Below are 15,199 nucleotides of genomic sequence, written 5' to 3' on the forward strand. Positions count from 1 at the left end.
CTCACTCCCCGCCGCGCAGCAGGGAGTTGCCCTCGTGGGTCGCCCCGGTGCCGGGCGGGTCGAGGTTCAGACGTCCGCTGAGTCCGTAGAAGGCGACGGGGTTGCGCCACAGGATCCGGTCGACGTCGTCGTCGGTGAAGCCGGCGGCGAGCAGGGCGTCGCCGACCCGGCGGGTCTTGAGGGGGTCGCTTCTGCCCCAGTCCGCGGCCGAGTTGACGAGCACCTTCTCCGGGCCGTGGGCGCGCAGGATCGCGACCATGCGCTCCTCGTCCATCTTGGTCTCGGGATAGACGGAGAAGCCGAGCCAGCAGCCGCTGTCCTTGGCCTCCTTGACGGTCGTCTCGTTCAGGTGGTCGATCAGGACACGGTCCGGGGGCAGTGCGGACTCCCGGACGGCGTCGAGGGTGCGGCGCAGCCCGGTGAGCTTGTCACGGTGGGGGGTGTGCACGAGCGCGGGCAGCCCGTGGTCGGCGGCGAGCTGGAGCTGCGCGGTGAGGGCGGTGTCCTCGGCGGGGGTCATGGAGTCGTAGCCGATCTCGCCCACGGCCACCACCTGGTCCTTGACGAGATACCGGGGCAGTTCGTCCAGGACGGGGACGCAGCGGGGGTCGTTGGCCTCCTTGGGGTTGAGGGCGAGCGTGCAGTGGTGGGTGATGCCGTACTGGGCGGCGCGGAAGGGTTCCCAGCCGAGCAGCGAGTCGAAGTAGTCGAGGAAGGAGGCGACGGAGGTGCGCGGCTGGCCGAGCCAGAAGGCGGGCTCCACGACGGCGCGGACGCCCGCTGTGTGCATGGCCTCGTAGTCGTCGGTGGTCCGTGACGTCATGTGGATGTGGGGGTCGAAGATGCGCATCAGGACTCCTTGCCGGGTCGGCCGTGGGTGCCGGTGGGGGTGGCGGGCTCGGTCAGGGCCAGGACGCGCAGGAGGTCCTCGGGGACGGGACGGCCCGCGGCGGTGCGTTCCTCGGCGTGGTCGCCGAGCATCCGGGCGAGTTCGGCGTCCGCGCGGGCGCGCTCGGCCAGCCCTGACACGACGTCGACGGGGATGCCGGTGAAAAGGCACTTGAGGACGGCGTGCCGCCAGTGGTGCGCGTCCAGGTGCCGGGCCGCGTAGGGGCCGAGGGCGGCGGCGACCAGCCGGGTGTCGTTGGTGCGCAGCGCGTCCTCGACGAGGGGCAGGGCCTCGGGGCCGGGTGTCAGGTGGGGCAGGGCGTGCAGGACGGCCCGGCGTTCGGCGGCGGTGCCTTGGCGGTAGACCCGGGTGAGCGCCCGGGGGTCGGCGCGGGCGGCGTGCAGGAGGAGGACGCGGGCGGCGTCGGCGTTCTCCTGGCCACAGCGCCGGCCGGCCTCCGCGATCCTCAGTTCCCAGGCGGAGATGGGCCCGTGGCCGCCGGGGTGGGCGGCGGCCTCGGCGAGTGCCCGGTCGAGCCAGTCCCGGCCGGGCGCGTCGAGCCGGGCGTCGAGCCGGTCCCGCAGGGTCGCCAGGTCGGGCGGGGTGAGGGCCGCCGGGGCCCCGGTGGGCGGGACGACCGGGGGTGGTGCGGCGGTGGGCGGAGCGGCGGTCGGTGATGCGGCCGGAGGTGGTACGGCGGGAGGTGGGGTGGCCGGAAGTGGGGTGCCGTCGTGGTGTGCGCGCGGGTCCTGGTTCACGGGGTGCTCCCTTCGGCGCTCCCGGGGGTCGCCCGGGCCGCGCGGTGGAGGAACGGGAGGGACGTCTCGGCGAAGTGGGGGCCCGCGTGGGAGTGACGGGGCAGTTCGACGACGACGAGGGCCTGGTATCCGGTGGCGGCCAGGGCGTCGAGCACCGGCGGGAAGTCGATCTCCCCGTCGCCGAAGGGGAGATGCTCGTGAACGCCGCGGCGCATGTCCTCGATCTGGACGTGCCGCAGCCAGGGGGCGGCGGCCCGGACGCAGTCGGCGGGCGGCAGGGGTTCGAGGCACTGGCAGTGGCCGATGTCGAGGGTGAGGCCGAGGGCGGGCGGGTCGCCGAGGATCCGTCGCAGCCGGTGGAAGTCGTCGAGGGTGGCGAGCAGATGGCCCGGTTCGGGTTCGACGGCGAGCGGGACGCCGGCGCGGCCGGCCGCGTCGAGCACCGGGGTCAGTGCCTCGGCGAGCCGTTTCCAGGCGGTGTCCTCGTCGGTGCCGGCCGGGGGCACGCCGCTGAAGCAGTGCACGGCGTGCGCGCCGAGGTCGGCCGCGGTCCGCACGGCGCGGTGCAGCAGGTCGGTGCGGCGCGCCCGGTCCGCGGGGTCGGGGTCGAGGAGCGAGGGTCCGTGCTTGCGGCGCGGGTCGAGGACGTAGCGGGCGCCGGTCTCCACGGTGACGCCGAGACCGAGGGTGTCCAGTCTGCGGGCCAGCCTCCGGGTCCGGGCGGCGAGGCCCCGGGCCATCGGGTCGAGGTGCATGTGGTCGAGCGTCAGGCCGACTCCGTCGTAGCCGAGATCCGCGAGGAGGCCGAGGGCGTCGTCGAGTCGGAGGTCGGCCAGCCCGTTGGTTCCGTACCCGAAGCGCAGGGGGCTCGGAGTGCCGAGGCGGGAGACCGGGGTCATGTGACGCTCACCTTCTTCGCGGATCTGCGGGCCGCCGGGGCCAGCGCGGCGGTGAGGAGGGCGGAGGCGAGGGCGCCCGAGCGGGCCGCGAGGGCGGCCTGGAGGGGGATCATGGCGCGGATTCCGCCGACGACGGCTCGCTGGGTGAGCGGCGGCGAGGGATTGAGCGCGGCGTGCAGGAGCGGGCGGGCGGCGGTCCCCGCGTAGGCGGCCGTGAGGGCCCCGCGTACGACGTCCGCGGCGCCGCGCGTGCCGGGGGCGGGGGCCGGTCCGCGGGTCAGCGCCCAGGTCAGTGAGCCCGTCACGGCGAGCGCGGCCAGTGGTGCGACCGGTGATCCGCCCCGGGTCTCGCCGCGGGAGACCGCGGTCACCGCGAGGGTGTGGGCGCCCAGGGCGGCGGCGGAGGGCAGGGCGGACCGGAGGCGACCGCCCGATGCCGCCGCGCCGAGCAGCAGGTCCAGGCCCCTGGCGGCGGCCATCGCCGCCGGGCCCACGCGGGTCCGCTTGAGCACGAGGTCGTACGCCCACACGGTGGCCGCGAGGGGTACGGCGACGGTGAGGGCGCGACGGCCGGCGCGGGCGGCGAGGGCCAGGCCCGCCGTGGTGAGGGCTCCCGCCGCCACGAGGGCCGCGGTGGGCCGGACACGGCCGGACGGCAGTGGGCGGTGCGGTCGCTCCTCGGCGTCCTCGGCCCGGTCGGCCCAGTCGTTCAGGGCCATGCCCGCCTCGTACAGGCACAGCGAGCACCCGACGGCGAGCAGGGTGCGTGGTCCGGTGCGGCCACCGGCGGCCGCGGCTCCCGCGAGGGCGTCGCCGGGCACGGTGAACAGGGCGGGCAGGCGCAGCAGTTCGGCCCAGGCCAGCAGCCGTGGACCGGCGCCGCGCGGCACGGGGACGCCCACGGCGGAGACGTTCGAGGCCGGGACGACCGAGGCCGGGACAATCGGAGGCGGGACATTCGAAGCCGAGACGCTCGAAGCGGGCGCACGTGGTACCGAGGCGTGCGGTGCGGAGCCTCGCGGTAAGGAGCCGGGCGTGCCCGCGTCCGGGCCGGGAGTCGTCACCGTCCCTCCCGGGGCCCGTGCGCCGGACCGCGTTCGGGCCCCGGGTCGCCGCGGTCCGGCTGCCGCGTCCGGAGTGCGGGGTGCGCCTCCCGGTCCTCCGGACGCGGTGTGCGCAGCAGGACCGCGAAGCGCCCGAGCGCGGCGTACTGTTCGCCGAGCGCCGCGGGGCCTTCGCCCAACGGGTCCTTGAAGTAGAAGCCCAGGTCGTCCAGCGGCCCCGACAGGCCGGCTTCGTGGGCGCGGGAGACCAGGCGCGCGAGGTCGAGGACGAGAGGCGCCGCCAGTGCGGAGTCGCAGCCCTGCCAGGTGGTCTGGAGGACCATCCGGGTGCCGAGGAAGCCGTCGAAGGCGATGTGGTCCCAGGCGGTCTTCCAGTCGCCGAGCGCGGGGACGTCGTCGATGTGGACCTCGCCCTGCGGAGCCCCGCCCAGGGTGTCCGCGAGCACCCGTTCCTTGCCGGAGTTCTTCGCGGCCGCGGCGGCGGGGTCGGCGAGGGAGGCCCCGTCACCGCCGCCGAGCAGGTTGGTGCCCGACCAGGCGCGGACCTCCAGCGCGCGCTGCGCGAACATGGGGCCGAGCACCGACCGCAGCAGGGTCTGGCCCGTCTTGCCGTCCCGGCCGGCGTACGGCAGACCGGCGGCCCGGGCCGTCGGGGCCAGCGCGGGGTGGTGCAGGCCGGTCGACGGGGTGAAGTTCACGTACGGACAGCCGGCCCGGAGCGCTGCCGCCGCGTACAGCGAGCTCGGGGGCAGCGTGGCGCCGGTGGGGGCGGGTTCGGTGGAGGCCACGTTCACCACGACCGCCCGGCTCAGGCCCCGTCGCCGAACGAAGTCCTTGAGGTCGGCGGCGAAGCCGGCCACCAGCTCGGTGGTGTCCCTGGTGTCGCCGGGGACCGGGCCGCCGGGGCGGATCTCCCGGTCGGCGGCTTCCAGTTCGGCCGCGACGGCCGCCGGCAGGCCGGGCGGGAGGACGCCTCCCGAGGCGAGGGCCTCGGCGCGTTTGGGCAGCGGGCAGTCCACGGTGTCGTGGCCGCCGAAGACGAGGGAGGACAGCGCGGGCAGCCCGCACCCGGCGAAGAGGGGCGTCTCGGTGACCATGCCGGTCGGAGGGTGCAGGCCCGCGGTGACGGCCGCGCAGCCCGCGACGACGGTGGTGGCGACGGAGCCGCGCGCTCCGATCAGCCACACACCGATCTGTGGTTCGGAAGGGGACGCGGACATGGGCAGCCTCCTGGTCGTACGTCCGCCGCAGAGAAGAGACGGAGGAGCGGGAAGAGGTCGGGGGGGACGGCAGGGAGAGACAACGAAGGAGACAGAAGGGTCACAAGGGTCAGAAGGTTGAGAAGTGCTGGAAGGAGCGGAAGTTGGAGGGAGCCGGGGCAGCCGGGGGCTGGGCCAGGGGGGCCGAAGGGGGCCGGGGCCGGTGAGGTGTGGACGAGACGGCGGGCGGGGGTCCGGCGTCCCCCGCCCGCCGCCGCTCAGTCGCCCGGAGGCGCCGTGTGGGCCACGGGCCTCGCGGGCAGTTCCTTGATCCGGACGTTGCGGAAGGACACCTGGTCGCCGGCCCCGTGGTTCTGGATGCCGAGGTGCCCGTCCCGCAGGCTGCGGGCCGGATCGGTGTTGGTGTAGTCGTTGATCGCCACGCCGTTGAGCCGGACGCGCAGGCGTTCGCCCTCCACCCGGATCTCGTACGTGTTCCACTCCCCCGGCGGGTTCAGCGCGCGGTCCCTCTTCCTGAGGTCGGCGGACCGGAATCCGTAGACGGCCCCCGTGGTGCGGTCGGGGGTGTCGGTCGCGTCGATCTGGACCTCCAGACCGTGGTCGACGGCGGACCAGGGATCGTCGGAGGCCGGGAAGCCCACGAACACACCCGAGTTGTCGTCCCCCTCGACCTTCCAGTCCAGCTTCAGCGAGTAGGAGCCGAACGCGGACCCGGCGTACCAGAGCATCCCGAGGCCGCCGGACGACGTGAGGGTGCCGTCCGGTGACAGTGCGAACCCGCCCGGTCCGGCCTGCCGCCACTCGGTCAGCGAGGCCGCGGTGCCGTCGAAGAGCGGCCGGTAGCCGTTCTCCGGCCGGCAGTCGGCCCGGACGGCGCCCGTGGCGTAGCGGAGGCCGCCCAGCAGATGCCGCCGGAAGGCGGGGTCCGCGTACGACTCCTTGGTGTGGCCGCCCCCGGTGTAGAAGGCACGGCCGCCCCGGTACTCCTGGCACCAGGCGATCGGATGGTCGCCGTTCATCGTGCCGCCGGAGTAGCTGGACTCGTCGAGGGAGGCCAGGACGTGGACCTGTTCCCGAGGGTCGGACCGGTAGTTGTACCACTCGTCCGTGCGTTCCCAGACGCGCGGCAGTCCCGAGGTCGCCGGGTGTCCGCCGTCCTCGATGTCGACCGTCGCGGGCTGGATCGCGGGGTGCGACTGGAACCAGGCGCCCACGAGGCCACCGTAGAAGGCCCAGTCGTACTCGGTGTCGGCGGCGGCGTGGACGCCCGCGTAGCCGCCGCCCCGCTCGATGTACCGCTCGAACGCGCCCTGTTGCGTGTCGTCGAGGACGTCACCGGTGGTCGAGAGGAACACCACGGCGTCGTAGCGTGCGAGGTTGCGTGCCGTGAAGGCGCCCGCGTCCTCGGTGGCGTCCACCGTGAAGCCGCCTTCGGCTCCCAACTCCCCCAAGGCCGCCATCCCTTCGGGGATCGCGTCGTGACGGAAGCCCGCGGTCCGTGAGAAGACCAGCACCCGGTCCCCGCCGGGACCGGCCGCGTCCTTCGACGCGGCGGGTCCCGACACACAGCCGAGGAACAGGGCGGCGGCGGCACCCGTGGTCAGTGTCCGTGCCGATGTGCGCATGACCGTCGCTCCTCCTCTCAGCCGGTGGTGAAGGTGAAGTCGTCCACGTCGTACAGCGCGCCGGCACCGCCCTTGAAGACGAGGTAGAGGGTGGTGGTGCCGCGCGGGGTGCGTGCGAGGTCCGCGCTGACGTCCTGGAAGGTGTCCCAGCCGCCGGTCACCGGCACGGTCGCCCTGCCCAGCACCCGACCGGTCGGGGAGCCCGCCCGGACTTCGAGGGTGCCGCCCGCGCCGCCCGAGGAGACACGCGCCGTGATCTTCTTGGCGTCGGCCAGGACGTAGGGCGTGAAGGAGATCCAGTCGCCGTTGTGGATGTCCCCGACGGTCTTCCCGCCGTGTGCGGTGGCCTTGGACTGCAGGGTGGTGCCCGAGGCGTCGCCGTGGTGTTCGGCCTGGCGGTGCCGGGGCTGGAGCACGTTGCGGTCGTGGGTGGTCAGTGCGGCCTGGCCGCCGCCTCCGCCGTCGGTGTACTCGGCGTCGAGGACCCCGAAGATGTTGGCGTCCTCGTCGTGGCCGCCGTCGGCGCTGGTCTGCAGGGTGCCGGAGCAGCCGTTCGCCGAGGTGAGGGGGTGGCCGTGGCTGTCGTGCCCGAGGACGAAGGTGACCTTCACCTTGGCGCAGTCGATCGCGCGGCCGTCCTCCGGGTCGGTGACCCTCACCTTGAACGGCACGGGGTCGCCGAAGCTGAACAGCTGTCCGTCTCCGGGTAGTTCGACGGTCACCTTGGGCGCGGTGTTGCCGACCACGATCTGCACGCTCGCGCCACCGGTGCGCCCGGTGCTGTCCTTGGCGGTCACCGTCGCCGTGTAGGTCCCGTTCCTCTTGTACGTGTGCGACGGGTCGGCGGCCGTGGAGGTGGCGCCGTCACCGAAGTCCCAGCTGTAGGTGAGGTCTCCGCCGTCCGCGTCGGACGAACCGGCGGAGGAGAAGCGGACCTTGAGGGGCGCCTGTCCCGAGGTGCGGTCCGCCGTGGCCTGCGCGACGGGCGAGTGGCCGTCGGTGGCGTTCTCGATGCGGTAGAGACCGGAGTTCTCGTCGCCGCCGAACCAGGCGGTGCCGTAGTCGAGGACGTAGAGCGCGCCGTCCGGGCCGAAGGCCATGTCCATGATCTGGGTGCCGGTCCACGGGACAGAGTCGATGGACTGGACGGTGCCCTCGGCGTCGGAGGCGATCCGCTTGATCCAGCGGCGGCCGAACTCCCCGGCGAAGAAGTTCCCGTCGTAGGCCTCGGGGAACTTCACGGGAGAGTCGAGCGTGGCGTCGTAGTGGTAGACCGGGCCGCCCATCGGGGACTCGGAGCCGTCGCCGAACTCCGGTACGGAGGCGCCGTCGTAGGGGATCCAGGCGGGCCGGGCCGGGGGCAGGTCGGTGAGGCCGGTGTTGTGCGGGGAGGTGTTCTTCGGAGCGGAGCAGTCGAAGGCGTCGCCGGAGGTCCGGGTCGCGAAGTCGTAGTCCACGTAGGCGTCGTTCTTGCCGGTGCAGTACGGCCAGCCGAAGTTGCCCGCCTCGGTGACGCGGGCGAACTCGACCTGTCCGCCGGGCCCGCGCGCCGGGTCGGCCGCGCCGGCGTCCGGCCCGTAGTCACCGACGTAGACGATGCCCGTCTTCTTGTCGACGCTGAAGCGGAACGGGTTGCGGAAACCCATCGCGTAGATCTCCGGCCGCGTCCTGGCGGTACCGGGCGCGAACAGGTTCCCTTCGGGGACGGAGTACGAGCCGTCGGCGTTCACCTTGATGCGCAGGATCTTGCCGCGCAGGTCGTCGGTGTTGCCGGCCGAACGCTGGGCGTCGAAGGCCGGGTTGCGGTCGGTGCGCTCGTCGATGGGCGTGAAGCCGTCCGACTGGAAGGGATTGGAGTCGTCGCCGGTGGAGAGGTAGAGGTTCCCGGCCGCGTCGAAGTCGATGTCACCGCCGACGTGGCAGCAGATGCCACGGGAGGTCTTGACGTCGAGGATCTGCTTCTCGCTGGTGTTGTCGAGGGTGCCGTCGGCCTTCAGGACGAAGCGGGAGAGCCGGTTGACCCCGTCGAACGGCGCGAAGTCGGCGGCCGTCCCGGTCTCGGGAGCGTCACCCGCGGGGGTGTTCAACGGCGGTGCGTAGTAGAGGTAGATGAACCGGTTGGACGCGAAGCCCGGGTCGACACCGACGCCTTGGAGGCCCTCCTCGTCGTGGGTGTAGACGTCCAGCTTGCCCGCGAGCCTGGTGTTGCCCGCGGCGTCGGTGAGGCGGAGTTCGCCGTCCCGCGAGGTGTGCAGGACGGAGCGGTCCGGGAGCACGGCGAGCGACATGGGCTCGCCCACCTCCGGTTCGCCCTTGGCGAGGGTGACCTGCTGGAAGTCCTCGGCGGCCACCGCACTGCCCGGGCCGGCGACGGCTGCGCCGGCCGCCGGGGCGGTGAGGGTGAGGGACGCGGCTGCCAGTAACGCGCCGCTCAGCAGGGCCAGTGCCCCACGGACCCTTGGGTGTCTCGGACGGTTTTCACGGCTTTTGTTCCGGACGTTCGGGTGCACGAAATGCCTCCATGAAGGGGCTGGTCGTACGGGCGGGTGCGGTACGCCGGGGTGCGCCGTCACCCCGGAAGCGTGTGAACCGTGCGCTGCGGCCCAGGTCGTGTCCGCGAAGTCGCGTCGTCCGCCCGGCCGGGCGGACGGGACTTCGCGGACACGGCCTAGTCGTTGCCGCCGAACGCCGCGTCGAAGGAGGCCGACGGCGGCTCGAAGTCGTACGCCTTGAGGCGGGTCAGGGCCTCGGGTGCGCCCTGGAGCCGGTCCATGCCGGCGTCCTCCCACTCGACCGAGACGGGACCCGTGTAGCCGATGGAGCGCAGCATGCGGAAGACGTCCTCCCAGGGCACGTCGCCGTGGCCGGCGGAGACGAAGTCCCAGCCGCGCCGTGGGTCGCCCCAGGGCAGGTGCGATCCCAGGCGCCCGTTGCGTCCGTCGAGGCGCCTGCGGGCCTCCTTGCAGTCGACGTGGTAGATGCGGTCGCGGAAGTCGTAGAGGAAGCCGACCGGGTCGAGGTCCTGCCAGACGAAGTGCGAGGGGTCGAAGTTCAGTCCGAACGCGGGCCGGTGGTCGACCGCCTTCAGGGCTTCGTGGGTGGTCCAGTAGTCGTAGGCGATCTCGCTGGGGTGGACCTCGTGCGCGAACCGCACGCCCTGCGCGTCGAAGACGTCCAGGATTGGGTTCCAGCGCGTCGCGAAGTCCTCGTACCCGCGGGCGATCATCGACTCGGGGGCGGGCGGGAACATGGCCACCAGGTGCCAGATGGCCGAGCCGGTGAAGCCGATGACGGTGTCGACGCCGAGGGCCGCGGCCGCGCGGGCGGTGTCGGCCATCTCGGCGGCGGCCCGCTGCCGCACGCCCTCGGGTTCGCCGTCGCCCCAGATGCGGGCGGGCAGGATGGCCCGGTGACGTTCGTCGATGATGGCGTCGCAGACGGCCTGCCCGACCAGGTGGTTGGAGATCGCCCAGCACTTGAGTCCGTACTTGTCGAGGAGCGCGTGCCGGGAGGCGATGTAGCCGGGGTCGGCGAGTGCCTTGTCGACCTCGAAGTGATCGCCCCAGCAGGCGAGTTCGAGGCCGTCGTAGCCGAAGTCGCGGGCGAGCCCGCAGACCTCCTCGAGCGGCAGGTCGGCCCACTGTCCGGTGAAGAGGGTGAAGGTGCGCGGCATGGCTAGAGGTCTCCTCGAACCGCTGGGGAGGTGGCTGTCACGGGTGTGGCGGCCACGGGCGTGTAGACGGAGTTCTTCTCGGCGCTCTCCTCGACCGCCGCGAGCACGCGCTGTACCTGCAGGCCGTCGGCGAAGGACGGCACGGGCGGCCGGCCCGCGGCCACCGCCTGCACCAGATCGTGGGCCTGGTGGGTGAAGCTGTGCTCGTAGCCGAGGCCGTGGCCCGGCGGCCACCAGGCGTCCAGGTAGGGGTGGTCGGGTTCGGTGACGAGGATGCGGCGGAAGCCCGCGTGGGTGCCGGGCTCGGTGTGGTCGTGGTACGAGAGTTCGTTGAGCCGCTCCAGGTCGAAGGCCAACGAGCCGCGCTCACCGTTGAGTTCGATGCGCAGGGCGTTCTTGCGTCCGGTGGCGAACCGGGACGCCTCGAAGGAGGCGAGCGCGCCGGAGGCGAGGCGGCCGGTGAAGAGCGCGGCGTCGTCGACGGTCACGGCACCGAGGCCGGCCCGGTCCGACACCGCGGACAGACCGCTCGACGCGGCGGGCAGCGGCCGCCGCCGGACGAAGGTCTCGGTCAGCGCGGAGACCCCGACGACCGGCTCGCCCGCGAGGTACTGGGCGAGGTCGATGATGTGCGCCCCGAGGTCGCCGAGCGCGCCCGAGCCCGCGCGTTCCCTGCGCAGCCGCCAGGTGAGCGGGAACTCCGGATCCACGAGCCAGTCCTGGAGGTACGTCACCCGGACGTGCCGCAGGGTGCCGAGCCTGCCCTCCGCGACCATGGCCCGGGCCAGTGAGGTCGCGGGCAGCCGGCGGTAGTTGAAGCCGACCATGGCCACCTGGCCGCGGGCGGCGGCCGCTTCGGCGGCCGCCGTCATCGCCTCGGCCTCCTCGACCGAGTTGGCGAGCGGCTTCTCGCACAGCACGTGCTTGCCGGCGGCGAGGGCGGCGAGCGCGATCTCGGCGTGGCTGTCGCCGGGCGTGCAGATGTCGACGAGGTCGACGTCGTCCCGGGCGATCAGCGCACGCCAGTCGGTCTCGGCCGCCGCCCAGCCGTGCCGGTCGGCCATGGCGCGGACGGCCTCCGCGTCCCGGCCGCAGACCGCGGCGAGGACCGGGCGGCGGGGCAGGTCGAAGACGCGGCCCACGGTGCGCCACCCCTGGGAGTGGGCGGCGCCCATGAACGCGTACCCGACCATGCCCACTCCGAGCACCTGTCCGTCCCCGCCGCGCACCCCGGACCCCCGTACCGGGGTGCTCGCGGCGGACGTCTCCCGCGCCGGGGGCTCCCCCGGCACGGCCCCCGTCACGGCCGCGCTCCCTCCCACGGCGGCGTCCCCCACGGGTGCCGCCGGCCCGCTCCCGTCCACTCGGGCCGCCTCCGCCCCGGCCTGCGCGCCCTGGTGCGGCTCTCCCATACGGATGTCCTCCTGGTCGTCGTGACGCTGTGGGGGCTGTGAGCGCGGCGGATCACTTGAAGCCGGTGGCCATGTACTGGCCGACGTTGTCCTTGTCGACGACGGCGGAGTAGAGCGTGAGCGAGGCCGGGATCTCGAACTCGGCGAGGCCGCCGATGCCCTTGCCCTGTCCGAGGGCGCGGGCCAGGTCGATCGCGGACGCCGCCATGGTCGGCGGGTACAGGACGGTGGCCTTCAGGACGCTGTCGCCCGCCTCGATGGCCTGGAAGGCGGAGAGGGCGCCCGCGCCGCCCACCATCAGGAAGTCGTCCCGGCCCGCCTGGTCGATCGCGCGCAGCGCGCCCACGCCCTGGTCGTCGTCGTGGTTCCACAGGGCGTCGAACTTCGGCTGCGCCTGGAGGAGCTGGGACATCTTGGCCTGGCCCGACTCGACGGTGAACTCGGCCGCCTGGCGGGCCACCTTCTTGATGTTCGGGTAGTTCTTCAGGGCCGCGTCGAAGCCCTGGGTGCGCTGCTTGGTCAGCTCCAGGTTGTCGAGTCCGGCCAGTTCGATGACCCGTGCGTCCTGTTTGTCCTTGAGCTGCTCGCCGATGTAGTGACCGGCGCTGAGGCCCATGCCGTAGTTGTCGCCGCCGATCCAGCAGCGGTACGCCTGCGGGGAGTTGAAGATCCGGTCGAGGTTGACGACGGGGATTCCGGCGCGCATCGCCTTCAGTCCGACCTGGGTGAGCGCCTTGCCGTCGGCGGGCAGCACCACCAGGACGTCGACCTTCTTGTTGATCAGGGTCTCGATCTGGCCGATCTGCGCGGCGGTGTCGTTGGAGCCCTCGGTGATCTCCAGTGTCACGTCCGCGTACTTCTTCGCCCGGCTCTTCGCGTTGTCGTTGATCGCGTTGAGCCAGCCGTGGTCGGCCTGCGGGCCGGCGAAACCGATGGTGACGTGCTTGCCGGGCTTGTCGTCGGCGGCCGGCCGGTCGTTCGAGGCCGGCTTCTCGTCCTTGGTGTCGTTGCTGGTACAGCCGGTCAGGAGGGCGCCGGCCGTGACGGCGGCGGTCCCGAGGAGCAGTCCTCGGCGGCTGGTGACGTGCGTGGGTGCTGGCATGGCGGTGAACCCTTCCCGTGTCAGGTCGTGCTTGCGGTGCGCCGCTGGACCAGGACCGCGGCGACGATGATCGCTCCCTTCGCGATCTGCTGGACGTCGCTCTGCAGGTTGTTCAGCGCGAAGATGTTGGTGATCGTGGTGAAGATCAGTACGCCGAGGACGGAGCCGGTGATGGTGCCGCGGCCTCCGCTGAGCAGCGTGCCGCCGATGATCGCGGCCGCGATGGCGTCGAGTTCGTAGAGGTTGCCGTTGGTGTTCTGGCCCGACCCGGACAGGATGATCAGCAGGAAGGCGGCGATGCCGCAGCACAGTCCGGAGAGCAGGTAGAGGTACAGCCGCTGACGTCGTACGTCGATGCCGGCGAGCCGGGCCGCCTCCGCGTTGCCGCCGACGGCGACCGTGCGGCGGCCGAAGGTGGTCCGGTTGAGGATCAGCCAGCCGATGATCGTGACCACGGCGAAGACCAGCACCAGTGGGGGGATCCCCAGCACGTACGAGTCGCGTTCACCGAGTTTCAGGATGCCGTCCACGCCGACGATCTGGGTCCGGCCGTCGGTGATCTGCAGCGCGAGACCGCGGGCCGAGGCGAGCATCGCGAGCGTCGCGATGAACGGCACCATCCCGCCGTAGGCGATGAGCAGGCCGTTGACCAGGCCGCAGCCCACCCCGACCAGCACGGCGGTGAAGAGGATGCCCGCGAAGCCGTACTCCTGCGTGGCCACCGTGGTCGCCCACACCGAGGAGAGCGCGACGATCGCGCCGACCGACAGGTCGATGCCTCCTGAGGTGATCACGAAGGTCATGCCGACGGTGACCACGCCGATCACCGAGGCCTGGGTGAGCACCAGTTGGAGGTTGCGGGTGTCGAGGAACTCGTCGGGTTTGGTGACGCCGCCGATGACGACGAGGGCGACGAGCACGCCGAGGAGCGAGAGGGTGCGCACGTCGGCACGGGCTCCGAGGGCGCGCCAGGCGGGGAGTTCACCCATCGGCGGCACCTTGCCGGTGCTGCCCCGGGGCGGGGACACGGGCTGCGTCATGATGCCGGACTTCCTTCCATGACGAGGTCGAGGACACGGTGTTCGTCGAGCTCCCCGGCGGGGGCGGTGTGGACGACCCGGCCCTCGCGCAGGACCAGCACACGGTCGGCGAGCCCCAGCACCTCGGGCACCTCGCTCGACACCATCAGGACGGCCAGGCCCTCGTCGGCGAGGCGGCGGACGACCGCGTACAGCTCGGCGCGGGCGCCGACGTCGACCCCGCGGGTCGGCTCGTCGAGCAGCAGGACCCGGCAGCCGCGCAGCAGCCAGCGCGCCAGGACCGCTTTCTGCTGATTGCCTCCGGACAGCGTCCGGACCGGGACCGCCGGACTGTCCGGGCGCAGCGACAGTTCACGGGTCGCCGCCCGGGCCGCTCCCCGCTCCGCGCTCCGGTCGATCCAGCCCCCGCGCGAGAAGCGGGACAGGGAGGACACCGAGACATTGCGGGTGACGGACTCCAGCATCAGCAGCGCCTGGGCCTTGCGTTCCTCGGGCGCGAGTCCGAGCCCGGCGCGGACCGCGGCGCGGACACTGCCGGGACGCAACGGCCGTCCGTCCACCAGGACCTGACCGGCGGTCGGCCGGCGCGCGCCGTAGACCGTCTCCAGGATCTCGGAGCGCCCGGAGCCGACGAGCCCGGCCAGCCCGACGATCTCGCCGGGACGGAGATCGAGGTCGAGCGGGTCGAACTCGCCCGCGCGGGCCAGTCCCCTGACCCGCAGCACGGGTTCGGCCGTGGGCTTCCGTGCGGGCCGGTCCGGGAAGACGTACTCCACGGTGCGCCCGGTCATCAGCGCGACGATGTCGCGGGTCGGGGTGGACTTCGCGGGGAGCCCGCCCGCCACCGCCCGCCCGTCCTTGAGTACGGTCACGCGGTCGCCGATGCGGCGGATCTCCTCCAGCCGGTGCGAGATGTAGACGACGGCGACACCGTCCGCGGTGAGCCCGGCGACGATCCGGAAGAGGTTGTCCACCTCGTCGGGGTCGAGGGCGGCCGACGGTTCGTCCATCACGATGAGGCGCACCTCGTGGGACAGTGCCCGCGCCATGGAGACGATCTGCCGCTGCGCGGACGAGAGTTCACCGACGAGCCGGGCCGGATCGATCTCGGGGTGGCCGAGCCGTGCGAGGAGCGCGGCCGTCGAGGCGCGCGCTGCCCTTCCCCGTACGACGAATCCGGCCGAGGTGGGTTCGTGTCCCAGGTGGACGTTCTCGGCCACCGACAGCCCTTCCACCAGGTCGAGTTCCTGGTAGATGGTGGCGATGCCGAGGCGCATGGCCGCGATCGGGGAGCGTAGCGTGACGGGCGCGCCGCGCCAGCCGATCATGCCCTCGTCGGGCTGGTGGGCGCCGGACAGGACCTTGATGAGAGTGGACTTCCCGGCCCCGTTCTGGCCGAGCAGACAGTGGACCTCGCCGGCCTGTACGTCCAGGTCGACACCGTCGAGGGCGCGGACGCCGGGGAACGACTTGGTGATGCCGGACATGGTGAGCAGCGGTGGTTCTGGTGCCATGAC

12 protein-coding genes are annotated in these 15,199 nt (G+C 72.9%); all 12 read right to left on the reverse strand.

The window, feature by feature from the left end; genetic code table 11:
* Position 1: 1 nt before the first annotated feature.
* Positions 2–850, reverse strand: coding sequence for a TatD family hydrolase (locus OG776_RS11085; RefSeq protein ID WP_148012957.1), 849 nt, complete (start codon positions 848–850; stop codon positions 2–4).
* Positions 850–1,647, reverse strand: coding sequence for an EboA domain-containing protein (locus tag OG776_RS11090; RefSeq protein WP_443077258.1), 798 nt, complete (start codon positions 1,645–1,647; stop codon positions 850–852). Before OG776_RS11090 ends, OG776_RS11085 begins: the two co-directional genes overlap by 1 nt.
* Complete coding sequence (locus OG776_RS11095; protein ID WP_148012959.1) at positions 1,644–2,546, reverse strand: sugar phosphate isomerase/epimerase family protein; 903 nt, start codon at positions 2,544–2,546, stop codon at positions 1,644–1,646. Before OG776_RS11095 ends, OG776_RS11090 begins: the two co-directional genes overlap by 4 nt.
* Entirely contained in the window at positions 2,543–3,448 is a 906-nt protein-coding gene (locus OG776_RS11100; RefSeq protein WP_261994923.1) for an SCO3242 family prenyltransferase, read from the reverse strand. Before OG776_RS11100 ends, OG776_RS11095 begins: the two co-directional genes overlap by 4 nt.
* A gap of 158 nt (positions 3,449–3,606) precedes the next feature.
* Positions 3,607–4,830, reverse strand: coding sequence for an inositol-3-phosphate synthase (locus OG776_RS11105; protein ID WP_148012960.1), 1,224 nt, complete (start codon positions 4,828–4,830; stop codon positions 3,607–3,609).
* A gap of 257 nt (positions 4,831–5,087) precedes the next feature.
* On the reverse strand, positions 5,088–6,455 hold the full coding sequence (locus OG776_RS11110; protein ID WP_329320369.1) for a ThuA domain-containing protein: 1,368 nt from the start codon (positions 6,453–6,455) through the stop codon (positions 5,088–5,090).
* Between the two features lie 17 nt (positions 6,456–6,472).
* Positions 6,473–8,965 (reverse strand): PQQ-dependent sugar dehydrogenase, encoded by a 2,493-nt coding sequence (locus OG776_RS11115; protein WP_329320371.1) that lies wholly within the window; start codon positions 8,963–8,965, stop codon positions 6,473–6,475.
* A 158-nt stretch (positions 8,966–9,123) separates the two neighbouring features.
* Positions 9,124–10,128 (reverse strand): sugar phosphate isomerase/epimerase family protein, encoded by a 1,005-nt coding sequence (locus tag OG776_RS11120; protein ID WP_148012963.1) that lies wholly within the window; start codon positions 10,126–10,128, stop codon positions 9,124–9,126.
* A 2-nt stretch (positions 10,129–10,130) separates the two neighbouring features.
* Positions 10,131–11,540 carry a Gfo/Idh/MocA family protein gene (locus OG776_RS11125; RefSeq protein ID WP_148012964.1) on the reverse strand — a complete coding sequence of 470 codons (1,410 nt, stop codon included), beginning with the start codon at positions 11,538–11,540 and terminating at the stop codon, positions 10,131–10,133.
* 52 nt (positions 11,541–11,592) lie between these two features.
* On the reverse strand, positions 11,593–12,642 hold the full coding sequence (locus OG776_RS11130) for a substrate-binding domain-containing protein (protein WP_148012965.1): 1,050 nt from the start codon (positions 12,640–12,642) through the stop codon (positions 11,593–11,595).
* Between the two features lie 20 nt (positions 12,643–12,662).
* Positions 12,663–13,682: an ABC transporter permease gene (locus OG776_RS11135; RefSeq protein WP_148012966.1), complete on the reverse strand. Its 1,020-nt coding sequence runs from the start codon at positions 13,680–13,682 to the stop codon at positions 12,663–12,665.
* The gene (locus OG776_RS11140; protein WP_148012967.1) at positions 13,679–15,196 is read right to left on the reverse strand and encodes a sugar ABC transporter ATP-binding protein; all 1,518 of its coding nucleotides are present in this window, start codon (positions 15,194–15,196) and stop codon (positions 13,679–13,681) included. Before OG776_RS11140 ends, OG776_RS11135 begins: the two co-directional genes overlap by 4 nt.
* Positions 15,197–15,199 lie beyond the last annotated feature (3 nt).

The sequence above is a fragment of the Streptomyces sp. NBC_01689 genome, assembly GCF_036250675.1.
Lineage (GTDB): Bacteria > Actinomycetota > Actinomycetes > Streptomycetales > Streptomycetaceae > Streptomyces.

Excerpts from the sequence above, each read along its gene's own strand:
- OG776_RS11085 (WP_148012957.1), bottom strand. The coding sequence starts at position 850 with ATGCGCATCTTCGACCCCCACATCCACATGACGTCACGGACCACCGAC.
- OG776_RS11110 (WP_329320369.1), bottom strand. The coding sequence starts at position 6,455 with ATGCGCACATCGGCACGGACACTGACCACGGGTGCCGCCGCCGCCCTG.
- OG776_RS11105 (WP_148012960.1), bottom strand. The coding sequence starts at position 4,830 with ATGTCCGCGTCCCCTTCCGAACCACAGATCGGTGTGTGGCTGATCGGA.
- OG776_RS11135 (WP_148012966.1), bottom strand. The coding sequence starts at position 13,682 with ATGACGCAGCCCGTGTCCCCGCCCCGGGGCAGCACCGGCAAGGTGCCG.
- OG776_RS11125 (WP_148012964.1), bottom strand. The coding sequence starts at position 11,540 with ATGGGAGAGCCGCACCAGGGCGCGCAGGCCGGGGCGGAGGCGGCCCGA.
- OG776_RS11120 (WP_148012963.1), bottom strand. The coding sequence starts at position 10,128 with ATGCCGCGCACCTTCACCCTCTTCACCGGACAGTGGGCCGACCTGCCG.
- OG776_RS11095 (WP_148012959.1), bottom strand. The coding sequence starts at position 2,546 with ATGACCCCGGTCTCCCGCCTCGGCACTCCGAGCCCCCTGCGCTTCGGG.
- OG776_RS11130 (WP_148012965.1), bottom strand. The coding sequence starts at position 12,642 with ATGCCAGCACCCACGCACGTCACCAGCCGCCGAGGACTGCTCCTCGGG.
- OG776_RS11140 (WP_148012967.1), bottom strand. The coding sequence starts at position 15,196 with ATGGCACCAGAACCACCGCTGCTCACCATGTCCGGCATCACCAAGTCG.